Annotated in this window: 12 protein-coding genes; 11 read left to right on the top strand and 1 reads right to left on the bottom strand. The window is 49.6% G+C overall.

Annotated elements, in window-relative coordinates:
* Window positions 1–67 precede the first annotated feature (67 nt).
* The 8 genes from IEY39_RS16510 to IEY39_RS16475 all read left to right on the top strand — a co-directional run bounded on the left by IEY39_RS16510 (window position 68) and on the right by IEY39_RS16475 (window position 15,908).
* Window positions 68–1,408, top strand: coding sequence for a hypothetical protein (locus tag IEY39_RS16510; RefSeq protein ID WP_188933486.1), 1,341 nt, complete (start codon window positions 68–70; stop codon window positions 1,406–1,408).
* Between the two features lie 331 nt (window positions 1,409–1,739).
* A complete protein-coding gene (locus IEY39_RS16505; protein WP_188933484.1) occupies window positions 1,740–3,275 on the top strand; it encodes a TMF family protein in 1,536 nt (511 codons plus the stop codon).
* A 287-nt stretch (window positions 3,276–3,562) separates the two neighbouring features.
* Complete coding sequence (locus IEY39_RS16500; protein WP_188933482.1) at window positions 3,563–4,060, top strand: hypothetical protein; 498 nt, start codon at window positions 3,563–3,565, stop codon at window positions 4,058–4,060.
* A gap of 136 nt (window positions 4,061–4,196) precedes the next feature.
* Entirely contained in the window at window positions 4,197–5,726 is a 1,530-nt protein-coding gene (locus IEY39_RS16495; RefSeq protein ID WP_229688942.1) for a GumC domain-containing protein, read from the top strand.
* A gap of 19 nt (window positions 5,727–5,745) precedes the next feature.
* Window positions 5,746–9,264 (top strand): RHS repeat protein, encoded by a 3,519-nt coding sequence (locus IEY39_RS16490; RefSeq protein ID WP_229688941.1) that lies wholly within the window; start codon window positions 5,746–5,748, stop codon window positions 9,262–9,264.
* Window positions 9,265–9,285: 21 nt separating this feature from the next.
* Entirely contained in the window at window positions 9,286–14,187 is a 4,902-nt protein-coding gene (locus tag IEY39_RS16485) for a DUF6443 domain-containing protein (RefSeq protein ID WP_188933480.1), read from the top strand.
* Window positions 14,188–14,244: 57 nt separating this feature from the next.
* The gene (locus tag IEY39_RS16480; RefSeq protein WP_188933478.1) at window positions 14,245–14,829 is read left to right on the top strand and encodes a hypothetical protein; all 585 of its coding nucleotides are present in this window, start codon (window positions 14,245–14,247) and stop codon (window positions 14,827–14,829) included.
* Window positions 14,830–15,161: 332 nt separating this feature from the next.
* Entirely contained in the window at window positions 15,162–15,908 is a 747-nt protein-coding gene (locus tag IEY39_RS16475) for a hypothetical protein (protein WP_188933476.1), read from the top strand.
* Here IEY39_RS16475 and IEY39_RS16470 read toward each other — a convergent pair.
* The gene (locus IEY39_RS16470; RefSeq protein WP_188933474.1) at window positions 15,902–16,957 is read right to left on the bottom strand and encodes a quinone-dependent dihydroorotate dehydrogenase; all 1,056 of its coding nucleotides are present in this window, start codon (window positions 16,955–16,957) and stop codon (window positions 15,902–15,904) included. The genes IEY39_RS16475 and IEY39_RS16470 overlap by 7 nt on opposite strands.
* A 137-nt stretch (window positions 16,958–17,094) precedes the next feature.
* Here IEY39_RS16470 and IEY39_RS16465 point away from each other — a divergent pair, with 137 nt between their 5' ends.
* The 3 genes from IEY39_RS16465 to IEY39_RS16455 all read left to right on the top strand — a co-directional run bounded on the left by IEY39_RS16465 (window position 17,095) and on the right by IEY39_RS16455 (window position 20,958).
* Window positions 17,095–18,273, top strand: a complete 1,179-nt coding sequence (locus IEY39_RS16465; protein WP_188933472.1) for an acetyl-CoA C-acyltransferase — start codon at window positions 17,095–17,097, stop codon at window positions 18,271–18,273.
* A 196-nt stretch (window positions 18,274–18,469) separates the two neighbouring features.
* Window positions 18,470–19,114, top strand: a complete 645-nt coding sequence (locus IEY39_RS16460; RefSeq protein ID WP_188933470.1) for a response regulator transcription factor — start codon at window positions 18,470–18,472, stop codon at window positions 19,112–19,114.
* The gene (locus IEY39_RS16455; RefSeq protein ID WP_188933468.1) at window positions 19,114–20,958 is read left to right on the top strand and encodes a tetratricopeptide repeat-containing sensor histidine kinase; all 1,845 of its coding nucleotides are present in this window, start codon (window positions 19,114–19,116) and stop codon (window positions 20,956–20,958) included. The genes IEY39_RS16460 and IEY39_RS16455 overlap by 1 nt, the downstream gene beginning before the upstream one ends.
* Window positions 20,959–20,987: the final 29 nt, after the last annotated feature.

The raw sequence follows: 20,987 nt of genomic DNA, 5'->3' as shown, positions 1-20,987 counted from the left end.
CTTCGCTGGCAAGAATTAATCCTACCTCTTTTTCCAATCACCTGTAATCATAAATTTTACCGCTCATATGAGAAGCAACCCTAACTGGAAAGGGATTCCTTATCCCCTCGCCGCAATGATTCTTTTGTCCCTTTTTGCCTGTCTTCAGGCCAGGTCGCAATCGCAATGGGCCGGCCCCGACGGTTCTGGCAATATACATAATACCAATACGGGAAATGTCGGCATCGGGACGAGCAGCCCGGCCTATCCACTGGATGTCGTTGGAAACGGGCATTTCTCGGGAACTTTGTTTACAAATACCGGATTGCAGGCGACAGGTAACGTTTCATCCTGGCCTGCCGGAGCCGGAGTCCAGCTTGTCTATGTTGGCGACATGGGTTATGTTACCGCCTACGATAATACGGCCAACCAATTTAAGCCCTTGGTACTGAGAGGGAGCAATTTTACGTTTCAAATAAATGGAAGCACAGCTGGAACGGTGTTTAGCAGTGGTAACTGGGGGTTAGGTGCTGTTACCTCAGATGCTGGGTATAAAGTGGATGTAAACGGTTCTGTCAGGATACAGGGTGGCCTGACGTATCCCCTCAATGCCGGTGCGGGTAAAGTGCTGACTTCGGATGCTAATGGGAATGCCACCTGGCAAGCGCCATCCAGCTTGCCTACGTCCAGCCTGTTTCTCGCCAATGGCAACACAACAGGCGCTACGCAAACCCCACTAAGTCTGGGCAACTGGAGCGGATCGCAGACTACGGTTCCATCCTTTCAGTTCAATACCTCTGATAATGGAACGTCAAACCTGGATCTTCACAGTACCCGATGGGGCACCCAGGTCACGTTTACAAGATCGGATCCCACCGGCAATTCTTATAACGTGATGCAGGTTGGCGGAAACAATTCAGTCGGAGCGATAGCCTCTCTTTATAACACATCCAACCAGGTTACCCTCCAGCTAAATGCGCAGGGTACAACGTATTTCACCGGCGGCAATGTGCTTATCGGCAAAACCTCCCAAACCAATTCCGGCTACATGCTCGACGTCAACGGTGTTGCCCGGGCGAACCAGGTGGTGGTGAATACCAGCGGCGCCGACTTCGTCTTCGATTCCGCCTATCATCTGCTTTCTCTGCCCGAAATACAAAAATATATCCAGGCTTATCATCATCTCCCGGACATCGCCCCGGCTGCCGAGATGCAGCAGAAAGGTATCGACCTGGGTGACAACCAGACCCGAATGTTGCAAAAGCTCGAAGAGGTGATGCTTTATCTGATCCAACAGGATAAAGAGCTAAAGGCTTTAAAGGAACAAAACCAGCGGCTGGAAGAACGAAATCAGCGGCTGGAAGAACGCAATCGGGCCCTGGAAAGCATCGAACAGCGTCTCAGCCGCCTGGAGCAATCGCTTAAATAATGAGAAGAAAGCCGAACGAGCGCTTTTGAAGGGTTAATTCACTGCGGAAAACCACAAAAAGCCGAGTACTTTTACTCGATTTTTCGGCATGCGGCAGCCATTTGCCCTGTAACCAGCAATGCACATCCATCATTAATACGAACACATCGGTCATTCCGATGCACACGGCCATGGAAAACCGAAATGGAGGGTAAGGCTGTTTTCACACCCCGTATTGCGTTGACTGATCAGTTCTGCCATTGGCAAAATCGCGACAATTACTTTATTTTGAGGCAGAGAATTCATCCTACTCCTTTTCCATTATTCATAATCTCTAAATTCTATTGCTCTTATGAGATGCACTCCTAACCGGAGGGGAATCACCTATTCCCTCGCCGCAACGATCGTTTTTTCCTTTTGTTTCGCCCTGCCGGCTATGTCGCAATGGTCTACCCCAGACGCCTCGGGCAATATCTGGAATACCAATACGGGTAAAATCGGCATCGGGACAGGCTTCGGGACAACCACCCCCCCACTAACCAAACTGGATTTTAATTACGCCGGGGCGGGCCAGGATATCATCGCCCAATTCCGGAGCCCTAACAGCGGCGGGGTGAATATCCTGGAGCTGAAAGAAAACAATAATGTCGGGCTTTGGCGGATGTATGGCGTGGGAGGCAAAGGGTTGTGGTTCTATGGCAATTTCAATGGTACCGATCCTGGAGCCATTAATCTGTCGGCCAATAACTCCGCAATAAATAATACGGGCACATATTCCTGTGTCTCCATTAATGGCTTCTCGATAGGCAATGCCTCTTCTACGGGCAATTTCACCTTTAACAATTTGTCGATCACTCCATCCATTAATAATACCACCGGGACGACCCTGGTGAGAGGGCTGTATTATAACCCTACGCTGACCGCCACCGCGGGAACGCTGACCAATGTTGCCTATGAGAATGTCAGTGGCAATAACCTGCTCAACTCCACGTCGGGCAATACCATCGTAGGTGGAGGAACAGATAATGGCAACAAATTCCAGGTGAACGGGAAAATCTCGGCAACGGGTTTGGTCCTTCCCACAGGAGCAGCCGCCGGCATGGTGCTGACCTCGGATGCCAATGGTAACGCCACCTGGCAAGCTGCATCGGGCGCCTTTTCGCCCACCAGTCTTTTCCTTGCCAACGGCAACACGACAGGGGCTACGCAGACCCCACTGAGTCTGGGCAACTGGAACGGGTCGCTGACTACGGTTCCATCCTTTCAATTCAATACCTCTGATAATGGAACGTCAAACCTGGATCTTCACAGTACCCGATGGGGCACCCAGGTCACGTTTACAAGGTCAGACCCGACCAACAATTCTTATAACGTGATGCAGGTTGGCGGAAACAATTCCGTCGGAGCGATAGCATCTCTTTATAACACATCCAACGTGGTTACCCTTCAGCTTAATGCGCAGGGTACAACGTATTTCACGGGCGGCAACGTGCTCATCGGTAAGACCTCGCAAACCAATTCCGGCTACATTCTCGACGTCAACGGCAACGGCCGCTTCAACCAGGTGGTGGTGAATACCGGCGGCGCCGACTTTGTCTTTGATCCCGCCTATCATCTGTCTTCCCTTCCCGAATTGCAGAAATATGTCCAGGCCAATCACCACCTTCCGGATATCGCACCTGCAGCAGAGATGCAGCAGAAAGGAGTCGACCTTGGCGACAACCAGACCCGGTTGTTGCAAAAGGTCGAGGAGCTGACGCTTTATCTGATCCAACAGGATAAGGAGCTGAAAGCTTTAAAGGAACAAAACCAGCGCCTGGAAGAACGCAATCAAGCCCTGGAAAGCCTCGAACAGCGCATCAGCCGGCTGGAGAAATCACTTAAGTAATGCGGTGTCAGCCGACCGGTCTTGAAGCTTTTTTCACTGCGGAAAACCACAAAAGCGAGAGTACTTTTACTCGATTTTTTAATCATCCGGCAGTCATAAGCTTTGAGACCGGCGCTGCACAGTTATGATTAATAAAAGCGCATTTGTTATTCCGATATGCACGCCCATGGAAAACCGAAATGAAGCGTAAGGCAGTTTTCTCAACCGATATTGTGTTGCCTGATCAGCTGTACCATTTGTGATATCGAGGCAATTACTTTATTTTGATAACATATAAACCTTGTTTTATGAAAAGCGCCCCAAGGCGATTGACCTTCCTATGCCGTATTAGCCTTAGCCTATTCTTCTGCCTTATCGTTCGGCTCTCGTATGCGCAAACACCGAATATTAGTTCCGATTGGATAGCCAATGAAACTACCACCGCCGGTCCAACCGGAACCCAGACCCCGTTGAGCATGGGTAACCTGCACGATGGAGTGACCGCGCCGTCATTTCAATTTAATACCTACGATGATGGCACCTTCCATTTGGATCTTCATAGTATCCGCTGGGGCTCGTCGGTGCTGTTCACGAGAATAGATCCGAGCAACAATTCTTATGGACTATTTCAAATATGGGACCCCTTCCGTCGGAGGTACGGTTCCCTATTCAATACCTCGAACAGCGTTACAACGCAGCTGAACGCGCAGGGTACGACCTTTTTTGCCGGCGGTCCCGTAGCCATTGGCACTACCAATGTCGGGTTCAACCAACTGGCTGTGGAAGGGACCAGGTGGTATTGCTAAAAAAGATTGAAGAGCGCAACCGCACCCTGGAAAGCCTCGAACAGCGTATCAGCCGGCTGGAGAAACCGGCCAGGTAATATCAGCTTTCATCCGCCCTGTGTTAACAGTAATTATATTACCGTTAACTGCAACCTTTATGCCCGAAAGAATAGCATTGTCTTGCTGCGCCGGTGTGGTCCCGTATGTATGGCTGCGAAAAGCCGTCATCTGTCTAGGCGTGTTGATAGCCTCATTTTCGGTTTCCTACGGTCAATCCGTCGATTCCCTCGCGAATAAGGCGCTAAATTTTCCATCGAAGCTATTTAACCGCATTAAGAGAAAGGCCGGTGACCTTGATCAGCAATTGACCCGGCAAACGGAGAAATACCTGCAAAAAATGGCGCGGCAGGAACAGCGGCTTAAAAAAAAGCTGGCAAAAAAGGATTCAGTCGCGGCAGCAAGGCTTTTTGCCAATTCCGAGCAACAATATGCTGCCATGATGCAGAAATTCAAGGCCGACCCGGCCTCATTCAAGTCAACCAATCTTAGCGGAACCTATCAACCGTACACAGATTCACTGGGAACGGCCTTGCGTTTTTTGCAACAAAATCCGCAGTTCACCAGCGCTGCCGGAAAGGACGCAGGCCTTGTGCAAGACGCATCGGCACAATTCCAACAACTACAGGGGCGGATGCAGAATACAGAGGCTGTGAATGCCTTCGTGCAGCAACGAAGACAGTTGATCAAGCAATACCTTAGCCAATATACTCATCTACCTGCAGGCCTGGATAAGGAATACCAGGGATTGAATCAGCAAGCTTATTATTATACGCAACAGGTGCAGCATTACAAGGATATGCTCAACAACCCCGATGAACTGGAAAAGAAGGCCTTGTCCTTGTTGCGGCAAACCAGCGCCTTCCAGGATTTTATGCGCTCGAATTCCCAATTGGCCAGCCTGTTTCATTTGCCGGGAAATAGTGCAAATTCATCGACGCCCCAGGCCGCTCTGGCAGGCTTGCAAACGCGCGATCAGTTGCAGCAGATGATCCAGGGGCAGATCGCCCCGGGGGGACAAGGAGGGATGGATGCGTTGAGCCAAAACATCCAGTCTGCACAATCCCAGCTAAGTACCCTGAAAGACAGGCTCCGCCAATACGGCACGGGTGGAGGTAATATCGAATCTCCTGACTTTAAGCCCAATAATCAGAAGACCAAAACCTTCTGGGGGAGACTGGAATATGGCGCCAACGTGCAAACAAGCCGAACGAACTATAATTTTCCTACAGTGACGGACTTCGCGCTTACGGTAGGATATAAATTGAATAACAGAAATTCTGTTGGGGTGGGCGCCAGTTACAAAATGGGCTGGGGCAGCGGTATCAACCATATCGCGCTTTCGAGCCAGGGAGTCGGCTTACGCTCTTACCTGAACATCCAAATTAAAGGAAGCTGGTCGGCCACTGGCGGTCTTGAATATAATTATGAGACGCCTTTTTCTTCATTTAAACAGATACACAACCTCGACTGGTGGACACGAAGCGGCCTTGTCGGAGTAATGAAGACAGTATCAGTCAAGAGCCGGTTCCTGAAAAAAACGACCATGCAACTGCTTTGGGATTTCCTTAGTTACCAACAGGTGCCAAAGACACAGCCTATCCTTTTCCGGGTAGGTTATGGATTTTAATTTATTTGAAATATAACGTATGCGCATTCTTTATTTCTATCGCCGGGTCTTTATCATTTCCGTAGTTTTTTTGTCGATGGCAGTGACGGCTCTGTCACAAATTGCTACAGGAGACAACTCGATGAATTACAACAATAGTGCTTCGCCAAACGGGAGTCCGAACTTTCTTAATGCTTCGGCAAGTATTTCCCCCAGTCTTTATACCGGGGGGCTGCAAATGTCCCTCCCTATTTATACGCTAAAAGGCTCCGACCTCCAACTTCCCATTTCCATCGATTATACGGCTAACAATGGGGTGAGGCCCGCCGATCCTAATACCTCAGTAGGCATGGATTGGACTTTGATGGCCGGAGGGAGTATTACCCGAACCGTAAGGGGTCTTCCCGATGAATCGACAAACGGGTATATAGGTACCAATATGAAAGGGACGGCTGTTACGAACGACTTCAATAGCCCCAATGCCCAGGCGACGCTAGGGTTCAACAATACGAATAATAATGCCGGAATACGTACTCTATCACATCTGGTAGATGGAGAACCGGATATCTTCGTGATCACCACTCCTTATTTTACTTCTCAATTTACCCTGGACCCCTCAGGCAATCCGGTATTTCGAAACAATAGGGGGTTGAAGGTCATTCACTACTTGTACAATAATAGCGCCAACGCGATTTCCACCGGTATCACGGTCATCGATGCCCAGGGTACCCAATATATCTTTGGTGTACATGTAGGCTACAGGACGATGGCAACGACAAAATTCTTTGGCTTTTCTTTTCAATATGTAAGTACATGGTATCTGGAAAAGATCATCACCCTGAACTCGAAGGATGTGATCAGCTTTGTCTATCAGACCTGGCCGGATGAAACCGTCTATTCCTACGAACCCTGGGAGGACTATACCGCCACCTTCCCCTCAGGTTCGGGCAATCCCCCCACCGTTGACATCACAGGTTATTCCCTAAATACATCAAATACGCAAAGCGGGAGCATTGTATATAATGGACCAGCATTTGTTTCGCAGATCATCACCAAGCTGGGCGAAGCGGACTTTACTTACACTGGCAACAGCAATTCGAATATTGCTGCTTCCAATCCTCCGGCCCTCACGAGTATTAGGATCAAACAATTTGATCCAGCTACGAATGCAAATACAACTGTTCTCTGGACTTACAACCTCACCTATACGGACATTCAGACAAACTGTTATGGTGATACTCCTCCCTATGCTGATCCCCTCGAATGGAGTGACTCCTATAGGCGACTGTTGACCACCATAACTATAACCGGCGGTACTACGGCCACCTCAACCGCACAGACCCTCTATAATCTTAAATATTATCAAAATCTGCCTTTTTGCGGAAAGGCAGAAGCGATGAAACTCGATTATTGGGGGTACCAGAATTTAAACGGCCTCGCCTTGCCATATGATGGATATTTTACTTATCCTGATAGCTACAGGCAACCTAGTTTTTATAGCCCTACAGGAACCAACCTTGCAGTGCCGATGGCCGCTATTTTCTCCCTCCAGGAAATTGATCAGTTGGGTGGGGCGTCAACAGTGTTCAATTATGACCAGAACGACTATTTCAACGGATCGAGCAATGTATTGGTGGGCGGCGACAGGATCAGCAGCATCGTACGGCAACTCCCAACCGGAGAAAACCTGACGACGAGTTATTATTATTATGATGCCTACGGCCATTCTACCGGGCGGATAGGGAGCGACCTATACAGGCATGTGAAACTATTTTATGGCATCAACTGTTGCAGCCTGGAAACACTATGTCTTTCTCAATCTCCGTATGGAGTTGCGGATGATGCCGGAGTAATGGTCGGCTATTCACAAGTCATAGAGACAGACCCTAATGGAGGTTCAACCACCAGCCTTTATTATAATTTCAACGATTACCCTGATAATATATCGCCACTTTATTTTTATTCCACACAGGATTATAGTACTACTTATAGTGCGCAGGTTGCCGAACAGCTTTCATCCTTCTCATATAAAAGGGGAATGCTGAAAGCTCAGTTCACGCGTAAGGCGAATGGTGACCCGGTTTCCCAGGATTCCTATACTTATGGGTCGCTCGAAAACAACCAGCCTGCCATAAAAGAGATCGGTATCCAGGATAATACCTGGTGGTACCAGAATGGCAACTATTATTGGGGTGTGAATATCTACCATTCGAATATAGAGGACTGGCGGCTGATGCAGAAGGTTCACGTCGATTTTGACCAAATGTCACCGACTGCCCGAAGTATGATGACTACTACAACCTATACCTACGCACCGGACAACCGGCAGGTGCGGTCTATCACCACTACCGATTCCAAGGGGCAAAGCCATGTCCAGACCTATTATTATTCCGACGATACCGGTATTCCCTACGAGACACCGACAGAGATAAGCAACCTGGCTACCCTTGCTTCCAGTGCCATAAATGCAACCAGCCTTCTGGTTCACCGCATTGATAGTCGCAATAGCTTTACCCGGGAAACGCATACGCTTTATTCACCTCTTTCAACGGGCCTGGGTACGAACTGGTATCCAACCACCACTACCATTTATACCGCAGGCGCACAGATGCAGCAGCAATTTTTGAATTATGATGTCAGTACTTCGCAATTGATCTCATCCAATTGGACGGGGGGCAAGTCGACCTCTGCTACTTATGGCTATAATTTGTCATACCCTTTAGTCAAGATCGAAAATGCCGTCAATTCCATCAGCACGACCACGCAGTCTGCCCCACAAACGGCCCAGTTCAATATTCCTCCCGGTGAACCCCTCAATACGGCATTTACGCCCCCTACTACTTTTACCTCTAACACCTCAGGAGACCTGACCGTCGCCCTGACAGGCGTGCCACAGGATAATAATGCTTACCAACTTGAATTTACCATCACTGGCGCCTCGACGGGCTGGACGGCGACCAGCAGGCTTTGCAATTCCAGCAGTCCGAGTGCTTGTCTGGGAAGTAGCTCTATACCTTACCACAACGTTCCACCCGACACCTATTCAATGACATTTACATTGATGCAGGACCCGAGCAGCGGGCCGATGACCGTTACCTGCACCTACCAGGGGGCCTCGTACGTTTCCACCGGGTATTCCGAGTTCTTTTATGAGGGATTTGAACAAAACGGGTTATCGACCGCCGGTGCCGCCCACACGGGTACAAGATATTTTAATAATTCCAGCTATACGGTTCCGTTTACTCCTCCCAACAGCAGACAATACATTATTCAGTGGTGGCAGCTAAACGGGAGTCAATGGGTCTTTAACCAGCAACCCTATACAGCTAATATGACCTTGACTGGTCCAATAGACGATGTCAGGGTATTTCCCTCGGATGCGCTGATGACGACGTACACCTACAGCCCCCTGGTCGGCAAAACTTCAGAGACTGACCCTTCGGGAAAAACACTCACCTATGAGTATGATGGCCTGGGCAGATTGCTGCATGTCCGGGACCAGGACGGGAATATCCTGAAACAATACGACTATCAATACCAGGTGGGCTTACAACAATAATCATCGTTATATCTGATAAATATGAAAAAAAATTTATTGCTCATTACAATTGTGTATAGCGTTATAGCGATAAATCAACTGCATGCACAGAGCCAGCCCTATATCCCACCCACTGCGTATACCGGCACGGCCGTCAATTATACCCGCATCTGGGAAGCGACGGCTCCGGGTCAAACTTCTTCCACTCTGCTGACAGGCCCCTTGACGGATGTAAAACAAACGACACAATATTTTGACGGTTGGGGAAGACCCATGCAAACGGTTTTGAAACAAGGAAGCCCGCTTGGAAATGATATGGTGACGGCTCATGTATACAACTCGTTTGGTCACGAACAATATCAATTCCTGCCATTCACCTCTTCGGCTGCTCAATCCGGGGATGTTACCAATGACGGTAAGTTCAAGGCGGATGCATTCCTCCAGCAAGAGACCTTTTATGATGCTCAATTACAAGGCCAGCCGAACGAACTGTACGCGAATGGGGCCAATCTGGGGCCTTTGGCCAATTATACCTGGGCGTATAGCCAAGTGGATTATGAACAGTCGCCCCTCAACCGCACCCTTGATACTTATGCTCCGGGTGTGAATTGGGCAGGTACGGCAGGAGTACAGAATAAGCACAATGTTCAGGTCGAAGCCCTTATCAATACATCCACCGACAATGTCCAAATGTGGTCCATCGGTATCAATCAGGGTAGCATACCGGTAAGCAGCGGTGCTTATGGTGCAGGGCAACTATATAAAACCATCACTATAAACGAACAGGGCGCGCAGACGATTACCTATAAAGATCGGTATGGACAGGTAATTCTCAAGAAAGTGATGACCGACAATACTACTCCTGATATTGGCGGTGGAAGCGCTCATTCGGGATGGCTTTGTACTTATAATGTATACGACGATTACGGTCACCTTCGGTTTATCATCCCCCCGGATGTAGTTGCCCAGATAGATGGAAGCTGGAGTATCAGTCAAACCCAGGCAGACGAACTCTGTTACCGTTTCGAATACGACGGCCTTGACCGGATGATCATTAAGAAGACACCCGGTACTCCTTCTGGCAGCGGGGGTGAAGTGTGGATGGTCTACGACATGCGCAACAGGTTGGTCATGACACAGGATGGGAACATGCGTGCGGGGCTGCCTTCCCAGCCCGGCCAGCCTCAATGGCTTTGTTACCTCTATGATGGATTGAACAGGCAAGTGATGTCAGGCACGATCACCAGTAGCAGTTCGCTCCTCACCATGCAGAATCAGGTGAATGGTCAGACCAGTAGTAACAGTTCGGGTAGCGTATCTATTGCTGCCCCATCGGCCATTCAGGGGGTAAATATTCCACTGAATCAACCCAACACAACCGGAGACTGGCGGGCGACGCAAAGCATTACGCTTGGTCAGGGATTTTCAACCCCGGCGAATGGCAATTTCAGTGCATCTATCGGGTTGCAACCCGCAACGGCTTCGGGTAACATTACCGTCAACAACAACCCAATCCCTTCTGGTCTTGCGATAACCCAACTGACAGCCACTTTTTATGACAACTACAACTGGTTGAATTCACCGACAGTAAATCAATCCGCCCTCCTGAATACAGCAAATACAGGCAATAGTGCTTATTTTGTTACCAGCAATTACACTTCTCCCACATATGCTGCGCCTATAGTCCAGAGCACCCAGATTCAGGGGTTGGTAACCGGGAAAATAGTAGCTACACTTGGTTCTCCCTCACAGAACCTATATGCATTTATCCTTTACGATGATAGGGGAAGGGTGATACAGACACAGAGCTACAATATCACCGGGGGTACGGATGTCGTTACCAATCAATATGACTTTAGTGGTAAGATGATCCGCACCCTGCAGTCACATAATAAAGCCGGGATTAATTTGCAGAGCCACCTGGTATCGACCGCCATGAATTATGATGCCATGGAAAGGTTGTTGAGTCTTACCAAGTCAGTCTCCAGTACGACAAATGGAGTGTCGACAGCGACACCGGTGACGACCTTGGTCCAAAACCAGTACGACGAGCTGGGCCGGTTAAAAACAAACGTACTGGGAAACAACCTGGAGACCCAACAATTTGATTACAACGTTAGAGGATGGTCTTTGGGAATGAACAGGGCTTTTGCCGAAACGGCTGGTGCCGGCGCCAATTATTTTGGTTTTGATTTGGGTTATGATAATGGGAATATTGCGGCAACAGGGACTTCCATAGGAAGCTATGCTACTCCGATATTCAACGGTAATTTGGCTGGTACGGTATGGAAAAGCAAGGGTGATAACCAGGTGCGAAAATACGATTACACCTATGATATGTCCAGTCGTTTAAAGGGGGCAGATTTCAATCAATTGGACGGGAGCACTTTTGACAAAACGGCCGGCATAGATTTTAGTGTATCTCTTTCGAATTATGATCTAAACGGCAACATCGGATCGATGCAGCAGAATGGGTGGATTCCCGGTGGGTCGCAGCCGATAGACCAGTTGACCTATAACTACCTTAATGGCAACAACAGCAACCGGCTGCAATATGTGGCCGATAACAGTTCGTACAATGCTGCTAACCCCGCTTCCAAATTGGGGGATTTCCATTATGCCGGTACCAAAAGCTCGACGACCACAGATTATGGGTACGATGCCAATGGGAATGTTACATCGGATGCCAACCGGGCCATCGGCACCATTGCCTATAATTACTTAAACCTTCCCCAAACGATAACGATCACCAACAGTAAGGGCAATATTCAATTTGTCTATGACGCGGCAGGCAATAAAGTGAGGAAGATCACTACGGAGAATAGCGGATCGGTCACCTATAATGGTTCGAGCTATACTACCAGTATTACGACTACAACCACCTATATCGATGGATTTGTATACAAAAGCGTCTCCTATGGAAACCCCGCACTTTCCTCGCTGCAATACACGGATGAATTGCAGTTCATCGGCAGCCAACAGGGACGGGTTCGCGCTCTTTACACCAATGCAACTAACCCCACCCAGCCCACCGGCTATGCATTTGACTATTTTATCCGGGATAATGTTAACAATGTACGAATGGTGTTGACGGACGAGCAATGGCAGGATACTTACCCCGCTGCTACATTGGAGACCGGCTCGATCAATACCGAACAAAACTACTATTCCATTTTGCCGGGGGATGTTACGGCTACCAGTTCGCTGACATGGTGGTCGTCAAGTGACAATTATGTCAATAGTAATCCCGGTGTTAATAATCCAGGCGATGCAGCCGCGAACCAGATCAGCAACTACGTATACCGGCTGAATGCCGGGATGGGTGATAGGGTCGGTCTTGGTATAACCCTAAAGGTTATGGCAGGCGACCAGGTATCCATTTTTGGTAAGAGCATTTGGCATAATTCGGGAGCTACTATAACCACCTATCCGGTGAGTTTGTTGATGGGTTCCCTGTTAAATGTCTTTGCCGGCACTCCCGTCGTAACCAGCAGTACACACTCCGCGGTGACCGGAGCTACACTAAGCAATTCAGGGGCAACCACTAACCCGCTCACCACCCTGCTAAATAATCAGCCCAGTCAGCCCGCTCCTTCTACGGAGCCAAATGCGGGAATCAGCTGGGTCCTCTTCAACGACCAGTTTGTGCCCGTAGGTATGAGCACCGACCTTGTAAGCAGCACAGGGGATGTCGTTAAATCGCACGCGCTGCTGAATGTTCCCATGACGACGAATGGGTATCTGTTCGTGTTTTGCGATAACAAAACCAATCAGGACGTGTTTTTTGATAATCTCCAGGTAGTACAGACCCGGGGTCCCATCCTGGAGGAGACCCATTATTATCCAGCGGGCCTTGTCATGGCCGGCATCAGCGATCGCGCCTGGAACAAGCTGCCGAATTTCAATCATTACCAAAGCAAGGAGATGCAGGACCAGGAATTCAGTGACGGGACAGGCCTGGCCGAACATGATTTCGGCGCCCGGTTCTATGATCAGCAGCTTGGCCGGTGGCATACCCAGGACCCGGCGAGCCAGTATTCCAACCCCTATCTGGCGATGGGTAATAATTGGCCGAATGGAAAGGATAAGGATGGGAGAATGTTTGGAGTTGACGATCTTATTGTCATGGGAATCGGCTTTATCACCAACTATGTAGGATATGGCCTTGAAACACATCATTGGGGAGGGAAAGCATTGGTAGCCGGGGCGGAGGGAGCCGCTATCGCAGAAATTGGCTATTATACCTTGGGCGGAGGAAATGTAGCTTTTATGTCTACTGATGCCGCTACCGAGTCAGCGGCTATGTCACAATTTGGTACAGCAATGGAAGTGGGTGGCTATGGGAGTATTAAAGCCGCTGTCTCATTTGCCGCCGTCTATTCTACCACTGAAATTTCAAACCTAATTCAACAAAGCGATCAGTTAAAATCGGATTCCTGGTCCACCGTAGGATTGTTTGCAGGCTACTCCGCCACTGCAGCCATTCAAGCTGGATTCCAGTCAAATCACATGCAAAATTTAATTGATGGATGGGTACACGTAGATCCAAACGGTTTGCTAGGAGGATCTTTATCCAATGCGTTTGGTGGAGCTATTTCAAATACAGGCAACAAGGCGTTGCAGGCCTATAATGCTCAAACACACAAGTGGGATTTCAGCGGTTCAAATCTGGGGGAAGCTGCATGGGAAGGCTTCACGTCGAATTATGAAGCACAAATAGTTCATAACCAAATTAATAATAGCGAATTTCTTAAAAAGGCCTTCGGAAAGGTGTTCCAAACGCTTTTGGCAAATGCCGGTAATGCGCTTACTCAACAGTTGGTGCAAAACCAATTTGAAACAAAACCCTATAATGAGGACCTTTACGGCTATAATACATTTTATAACACCTTAGGGGGATGGCCTAATGATTTCTTGCCTGATAATTTTTTGACCCCACATTAATAATTGATAAATCGTTAAAAGAGAGATAATTTGAGGAGTAGAAAATGGTATGTTTATTTGAGAATTCTGCTTAACATAGTTTGGCTGGCGCTATTTTGCAGACCTGCCTTGGCACAGGAAAAGAAATGGCCGATTACCTATCCTCATCCCTCTATTTACTCCGCTCCTGTTGTCGGGGGGTATATCGTAACAAAAAACGCAGATACTCTACGAGGATTAATAAAATTGTGGCGTGAAGGAATCGCCTACCCGGTGTGGGACACAATAACCAATGTTGTCAAAGACGTCGCCAGGGAAGATATTAAATCTATGCGAATTTTTAGCAATTCTCCAACTGGAACATTCACGGATTATGTTAACTTGAACTATAAGCGCACCCTTTGGAGAGTAATAGCGGAAAAAAAAGGTACAGCGATCTGTGATGACCCTTTACATCTGGGGATGAATATCATGCTATTGGTAAAGCCGCATGAAATATTAAAAATGTATGGGTCTTGGGCATTGTTTACGCATGGTGGAAAAGATGATGAATTGTTACTTAGATTTATCAATCGGCGATACCGGACAAAATTTGAAGCGGGGCATTTCAAAGATTCCGATGAGGCGTTAAACTATATCTTGGATAGGGAAACAGAACCGTAAAGATACCACCGGAGGCGATCACTCTGGCTGAGATATACCCTTCAAAAATTGAACTGCAGTCGATACCGGAAAACAACAAACAACTTTTTAGCCGGTTAATGGACAACGATATTCTTAATCCCAAGTTTGCAGAGCTCCTCATGAGCCCCAGTCCCGCTGAAACCGGCTTCATAGTGCAGCGTTTTAATTGTTAATCATTGCGAAACGCTCGGTTATCGCTTGTCTAAATTACGGTGGCCCCTCAGGGGCGACCGCATAATATCTGCGCTATGCTTTTCGTACATCACTACTATTGCTTAATTTCGGGTATACTCCATCCTAAACTCGACTCTATGCCTATCAGACACCTACCCCTTTATGTTATCGCCTTATACCTGCTGGTATCCTGTAAAAAGAACAACGGCGCCAATTCTTCCGGGAATGCCAATAAGCTGAAAATGTACATCGAAGATGCAAAGACAAGCAACTCGCATGTGACCGACAGCTTCAATGTTACGTATGATAACGACAACCGGATCACCAGCCTGGCCTCCCCGGCCCTGAAATTCGTATACACCTATTCGAGTAAAAGCTTCACGCTTGACCTTTTCGAGAATAACCAGTTGTCTATCCATGAGATATTCTATATCAACAGTGCCTCCTACGTCGACAGCACTTTTCAGTTTGATAACACCAACGACACGACGACAGAAAAATATATTTACACAGGCAGCCTGCTGACCCGCGATACGACGTATTCGTATTCCAGCGCCGGAACAAGCATCGATACGCGCGACGATTATACCTATGATAATAATGGGAATACCATAAAAGATGTGCAAAGCGACGGGCAGGGTAATATCAATCAGATCACTACGTTCACTTATACCACTTACCCGCTGAGTGTCAGGACAAACCCCACCTATTTTGCCCCGGGGGCCAAATACCTGCCGGCCACACAAAAAGTGACGGACGGGGCAGGTAGTCCTATTGGCACTATTACCTACTCTTATGCTTTCGACGGCGCCGGCAGGCTCACCAAAGAAACGGATTCGGCAGACAACGGGGACGTTGTCGTTAAAACATATATATACTACTGATCGCCGCTCTGCAACCCGCGGCAGATGCGGTTGACGATAAAGGGTCCCTCGTAGATGAAACCCGTCCACACCTGCACGAGCGAGGCGCCGGCAGCGATCTTTTCACGCGCATCGGCGGCCGTAAAGATGCCGCCGGAAGCGATGACGGTGAGGCGACCCGCTGTCTTTTCGCATACATAACGCACGACTTCGGTAGCCCGCTCGCGCAAGGGTGCGCCGCTGAGGCCCCCGGCGCCGATGGCTTCCAATTTTTCGGCCGGGGTGAGCAGGCCGTCGCGGCTAATGGTGGTGTTGGTGGCTACCAACCCGTCAAGGCCAATCTCGAGGGCCAGTGAAATGACATCGTCCAGCTGTTCGGAGGTGAGATCAGGGGCGATCTTGAGCAAGAGGGGACGATGGGGGGAACCGGCGGCGGATAGTTCGGAGCGTATGCGCTGAAGGTTGGTGAGGATTCGGCGGAGCGCATCCTTTTCCTGGAGTTCGCGCAGACCGGGGGTATTGGGAGAGCTGACATTCACTACAAAATAATCGACATAAGCATACAACGCCCGGAAACAGTGCTCATAGTCCTTCCAGGCTTCCTCGTTAGGGGTGACCTTGTTCTTCCCGATATTCCCCCCGACGATGAGGCGCTGGTCTCCGCTCTCCCGCCAGGCCCGCAACCGGGCAGCGATCACTTCCACCCCGTCATTATTGAACCCCATCCGGTTGACAAGCGCCTGGTCCTGCGGCAGCCGAAACAACCGCGGCTGCTCATTACCCGCCTGCGGCTTTGGCGTCACCGTCCCGATCTCCACAAACCCAAACACAAGGGCTTCCAACTCCCGGAGATAGAGCGCGTTCTTGTCAAACCCCGCCCCCAATCCTACGGGGTTGGGAAACAACAGCCCCAGCAACTGCCGTTTTACCTTTCCCTCCGGCTGACAACCCCAGCTCACCAGCCGGCGCGTCACGCTCCAACTACATAGCACCTTCAACGACCGCATAGAAAAATGATGCACCCCCTCCGGCGGGAAAAAGAACAATAACGTGCGCAGGATCTTATACATGCCCGCGAAGATATTTCACTTTCCTTTTTCCCATCAAAATCTTATCTTTGAATGTGAAAGTTGCATAAACAACTATGCGCAGCGACCGGCCGGTCCAAATGCCGGAGTCTGCGCTGAAACCAAATAAACATATCATTATGCAAGACGCATATATAATCGCCGGCTACCGCACGGCGGTAGGCAAATCCAAGAGAGGAAAATTTCGTTTCTATCGCCCGGACGATCTGGCCATCGATGTGATCAAGGGGCTGCTGGCCTCCGTACCCAGCCTCGATCCTAAACGGGTAGACGATGTCATCGTCGGCAATGCCGTACCCGAAGCCGAACAGGGGCTCCAGGTGGGTCGCATCATCGCCGCCCGCGCCGTCGGCATCCACGCCCCGGGGGTCACCGTCAACCGCTATTGCGCCAGCGGCCTGGAAACTATCGCCATGGCCACTGCCAAGATCCGCTCGGGCATGGCCGATTGCATCATCGCCGGCGGAACGGAAAGCATGACCATGGTACCCCAAGCCGGCTGGAAAACGGTGCCGGCTTATTCCATCGCCTCCGAAGAACCGGACTATTATCTGAACATGGGTCTCACGGCTGAAGCCGTGGCAAAGGAGTTCAATGTTACCCGCGAAGCCCAGGACGAATTCTCCTACCATTCTCACCGTAAGGCCATCGAGGCCATTGAAAAAGGCTACTTCAAATCCGGTATCCTCCCCATGACGGTAGAGGAAGTATATGTAGACGAGAAAGGACGGCGGCAGAAAAGGAGTTTTGTGATGGACACCGATGAAGGCCCCCGTGCAGACACTTCCCTCGACGCACTTGCCAAATTGAAACCCGTCTTTGCCGCCGGGGGATGCATCACGGCCGGTAATTCCTCCCAGACAAGCGATGGCTCCGCCTTTGTCATTGTCATGGGAGAAAAGATGATGAAAGAGCTTGGCTTAAAACCGCTCGCCCGGCTGGTGGCCTGCGCCAGCGCCGGCGTTCATCCCCGCATCATGGGCATCGGACCGATAGAAGCCGTTCCCAAGGCCCTACGCCAGGCCGGGATGAATCTTGGCAACATCGACCTGGTCGAACTCAACGAAGCCTTTGCTTCCCAGTCGCTGGCCGTCATAAGGGAACTGGGTATCGACCCATCGATCGTCAACATCAACGGAGGCGCCATCGCCCTCGGACATCCGCTCGGTTGCACGGGTTGCAAGCTCACCGTACAATTGATCCACGACATGAAAAGATTGAACAAGAAATATGGTATCGTGACGGCTTGTGTCGGCGGTGGCCAGGGAATTGCCGGTATTATTGAAAATCTTAATTAATGTCTGCGGACGGGCCGAAACATAGCCCGGACCGGATAAAAACGACATCGGATTCGGCAAAAGGGCTTATTTGCCACCGTATAACCACTCATTTTTTGGAAAGCCTCCTAACAAGGAGGCTTTTTAATTTACTCATATCATAAATAGTTTTAACTTGCTTTGTAGTTGAAATACTTACGGAATCTACTAAAATACCATGATTCGAGTTTTTATCACCGATGATCATGAGATCTACCTGGAAGGATTAGCCCTGTTATTGGGTAAGCAAGATGGCATAGAAGTTATTGGCACCGCTACATCGGGTAAAGAACTCCTCGAAAAAGTGCAGGACTTGCAGACCGATGTCTTGTTATTGGACGTATATCTGCCCGATCTGGGCGAAGAAGAAATTCTCCAGCAGATCAGGGCCATCCGCCCCGACCTGCGCATCGTCTACCTGACCCTGCTCCGCGGAACCCGGTATATTCACAAATTGTCCAAATACAATATTCAGGGCTATGTGTTAAAGAATGCTTCCCTGGACGAGCTGTTGCTGGCGCTGAAGACCGTCCAGGATGGCGGCAGCTTTTTCAGCAAGGACATCCACATCGGTGACAGGGATGAAGATTTCCGTAACACCATCACCATCGAAGACAAACAGATCGACGAGATCCTGTCACGGCGGGAATTGGAAGTCCTGCGGCTCATCTGTAAGGAATACAGCAATGCGGAAATAGCTGACAAGCTATTCCTCAGCGTCAGCACCGTTGAAACCCATCGCAAGAACCTCATTGCCAAATTGGGCGTCAATAATACCGTGGGCCTCGTTAAATTCGCCTTGCGGAATAATTTGATCGACTAGTGAAGCTTTTATCTTTCTTAGTTCTCTTGCTGATCAGCCAGGTTCTGACCGCACAGGTGGATACCAATGCCCTCCAACGGACGTATTACCGGGCCGCCCATCTCAGCGACGTGGATTCCGTAAAATATTATGCCGACTCCATAAGCCATATCTACCCCAATGGGGGGAACGCCGACGCCAATATTATGTTCTTGCGGTTATACGGCTGGTATTATGAGAACAAAGGTGATTTTACCAACGCGCTTAATTTCTATTACCGGGCCCTCGACTCCGCCCGCAGGCATGGCCGCATTGGCCGCCAGACCGAACTGATGGCTGATCTTGCCGCCGTCTACACCTCGGATATGAAGCAGCCGCAGAAGGCAAAGGAGATATACAAGGAAGGCGTTCGCCTGAATACCCAATTAGGCGACGCTCATTCGCTCATCGTGTCCTATGCCAACCTCGGCGCCATTTACAATAACCTCCACTTATACGACAGCGCGCTGTTCTTTTTGAAGGAAGGACTGCGCATCGGCAAACCCCTGGAGGAAAAAGGCAAGGAGAGCCTGTATGAGATATACAACAACATGGGCAACAGCTACTATTTTCTGAAGCAATACGACGAATCCATCCGATGGTTTCGCATCAATTACAATACCGATCTCAACAGCCAGGCCCCCGACCACCTGGCCAATCTCTGGCTGGACGCGCTCAATATGGCCGACTCGTACACGCAAAAAGCCGCCTATGACTCCGCCGGCAAATATGGGGGGCTTGCCCTGCAACTCGCAAAGCAACAGGATTCGAGAAGCAAACAATCCGACAGCTACCAAATCCTCGCCGCGCTGGCCCAACACCGGGGGGATTACAAAAAAGCCTGGGAGTATCAACGCGACTGGTATACCCTGGACACGGCCCTGGTCAACGCCGAGACATATAAATCTATCGCCGAGCTCGAACAGAAATACGAGGCCCGCAAAAAAGAGAACGAAAAACTTTTGCTGCAAGCCGCTCTCGACCAACAGCTGTTTCACAACCGGATCATGTTGATCATGGCCATTTTCCTGTTGCTCATCGCCATCGCCGCCGCCGTACTGTTCGTCACCAAACGCAACGCCAATCGCCAGCTCCAGGCCACCAACGAACACATCGTCCGGCAGAACGAACGACTCTCCGAATTGAATTACGAAAAAAATTCCCTTATCAGCATCGTCTCCCACGATCTCAGCACACCCTTTGCCAGCATCAGCATGTGGCAACAGTTGTTGCAGAACGAACAAGATAATCTCTCCCTCAGTCAGCGGAAGGCCCTGGACCGCATCGGTCAGGCTACCCGTTATGGCGAGAGCCTGATCCGCCATATCCTTGACGTTGAAAAAGCCCAGACAAACCAGCATAAGGTGCAGCTGGAGAACGTCGACCTGCGCATCTTCACCGAAAACGTTATTGACAACTTCGAACCCGCCGCAGCCAAAAAAGACATACAACTGCACCTGGACTGCCCCAACAAGGCCATCTACTTCCTCAGCGATCGTCAGCTCCTTGGCCGGATGCTTGAAAATCTGCTGTCCAACGCCATCAAATATACTGCCACCGGTAAGAATGTCTGGATCAGCGTCAGCGAGGAAAAGGACGCCATCAGCATCAAGATCCGCGACGAAGGCGTTGGCATTCCGCCAGATGAGCTGCCACACCTTTTTGCCAAGTACAGCAAGATATCTTCCAGACCTACAGCCGGGGAGTCCTCCACCGGGCTTGGCCTGGCTATCGTAAAACGCATCTGCGAGGAGCTCAACGGCCAGATATCCTGCGAGAGCTCACCCGGTGATGGCTCGGTTTTTACTGTCATTCTTAAAAAATAACTACCATTTAGCAAGTTTATCGCGGAACA

The sequence above is a fragment of the Puia dinghuensis genome (assembly GCF_014642875.1).
GTDB classification, from domain to species: Bacteria; Bacteroidota; Bacteroidia; order Chitinophagales; family Chitinophagaceae; genus Puia; species Puia dinghuensis.
Note: the sequence above shows the minus strand (reverse complement) of the source record. Positions and strands in the feature narration are given on the sequence as shown.

Excerpts from the sequence above, each read along its gene's own strand:
- IEY39_RS16495 (WP_229688942.1), top strand. The coding sequence starts at position 4,197 with ATGCCCGAAAGAATAGCATTGTCTTGCTGCGCCGGTGTGGTCCCGTAT.
- IEY39_RS16485 (WP_188933480.1), top strand. The coding sequence starts at position 9,286 with ATGAAAAAAAATTTATTGCTCATTACAATTGTGTATAGCGTTATAGCG.
- IEY39_RS16500 (WP_188933482.1), top strand. The coding sequence starts at position 3,563 with ATGAAAAGCGCCCCAAGGCGATTGACCTTCCTATGCCGTATTAGCCTT.
- IEY39_RS16475 (WP_188933476.1), top strand. The coding sequence starts at position 15,162 with ATGCCTATCAGACACCTACCCCTTTATGTTATCGCCTTATACCTGCTG.
- IEY39_RS16505 (WP_188933484.1), top strand. The coding sequence starts at position 1,740 with ATGAGATGCACTCCTAACCGGAGGGGAATCACCTATTCCCTCGCCGCA.
- IEY39_RS16465 (WP_188933472.1), top strand. The coding sequence starts at position 17,095 with ATGCAAGACGCATATATAATCGCCGGCTACCGCACGGCGGTAGGCAAA.
- IEY39_RS16470 (WP_188933474.1), bottom strand. The coding sequence starts at position 16,957 with ATGTATAAGATCCTGCGCACGTTATTGTTCTTTTTCCCGCCGGAGGGG.
- IEY39_RS16510 (WP_188933486.1), top strand. The coding sequence starts at position 68 with ATGAGAAGCAACCCTAACTGGAAAGGGATTCCTTATCCCCTCGCCGCA.
- IEY39_RS16460 (WP_188933470.1), top strand. The coding sequence starts at position 18,470 with ATGATTCGAGTTTTTATCACCGATGATCATGAGATCTACCTGGAAGGA.
- IEY39_RS16490 (WP_229688941.1), top strand. The coding sequence starts at position 5,746 with ATGCGCATTCTTTATTTCTATCGCCGGGTCTTTATCATTTCCGTAGTT.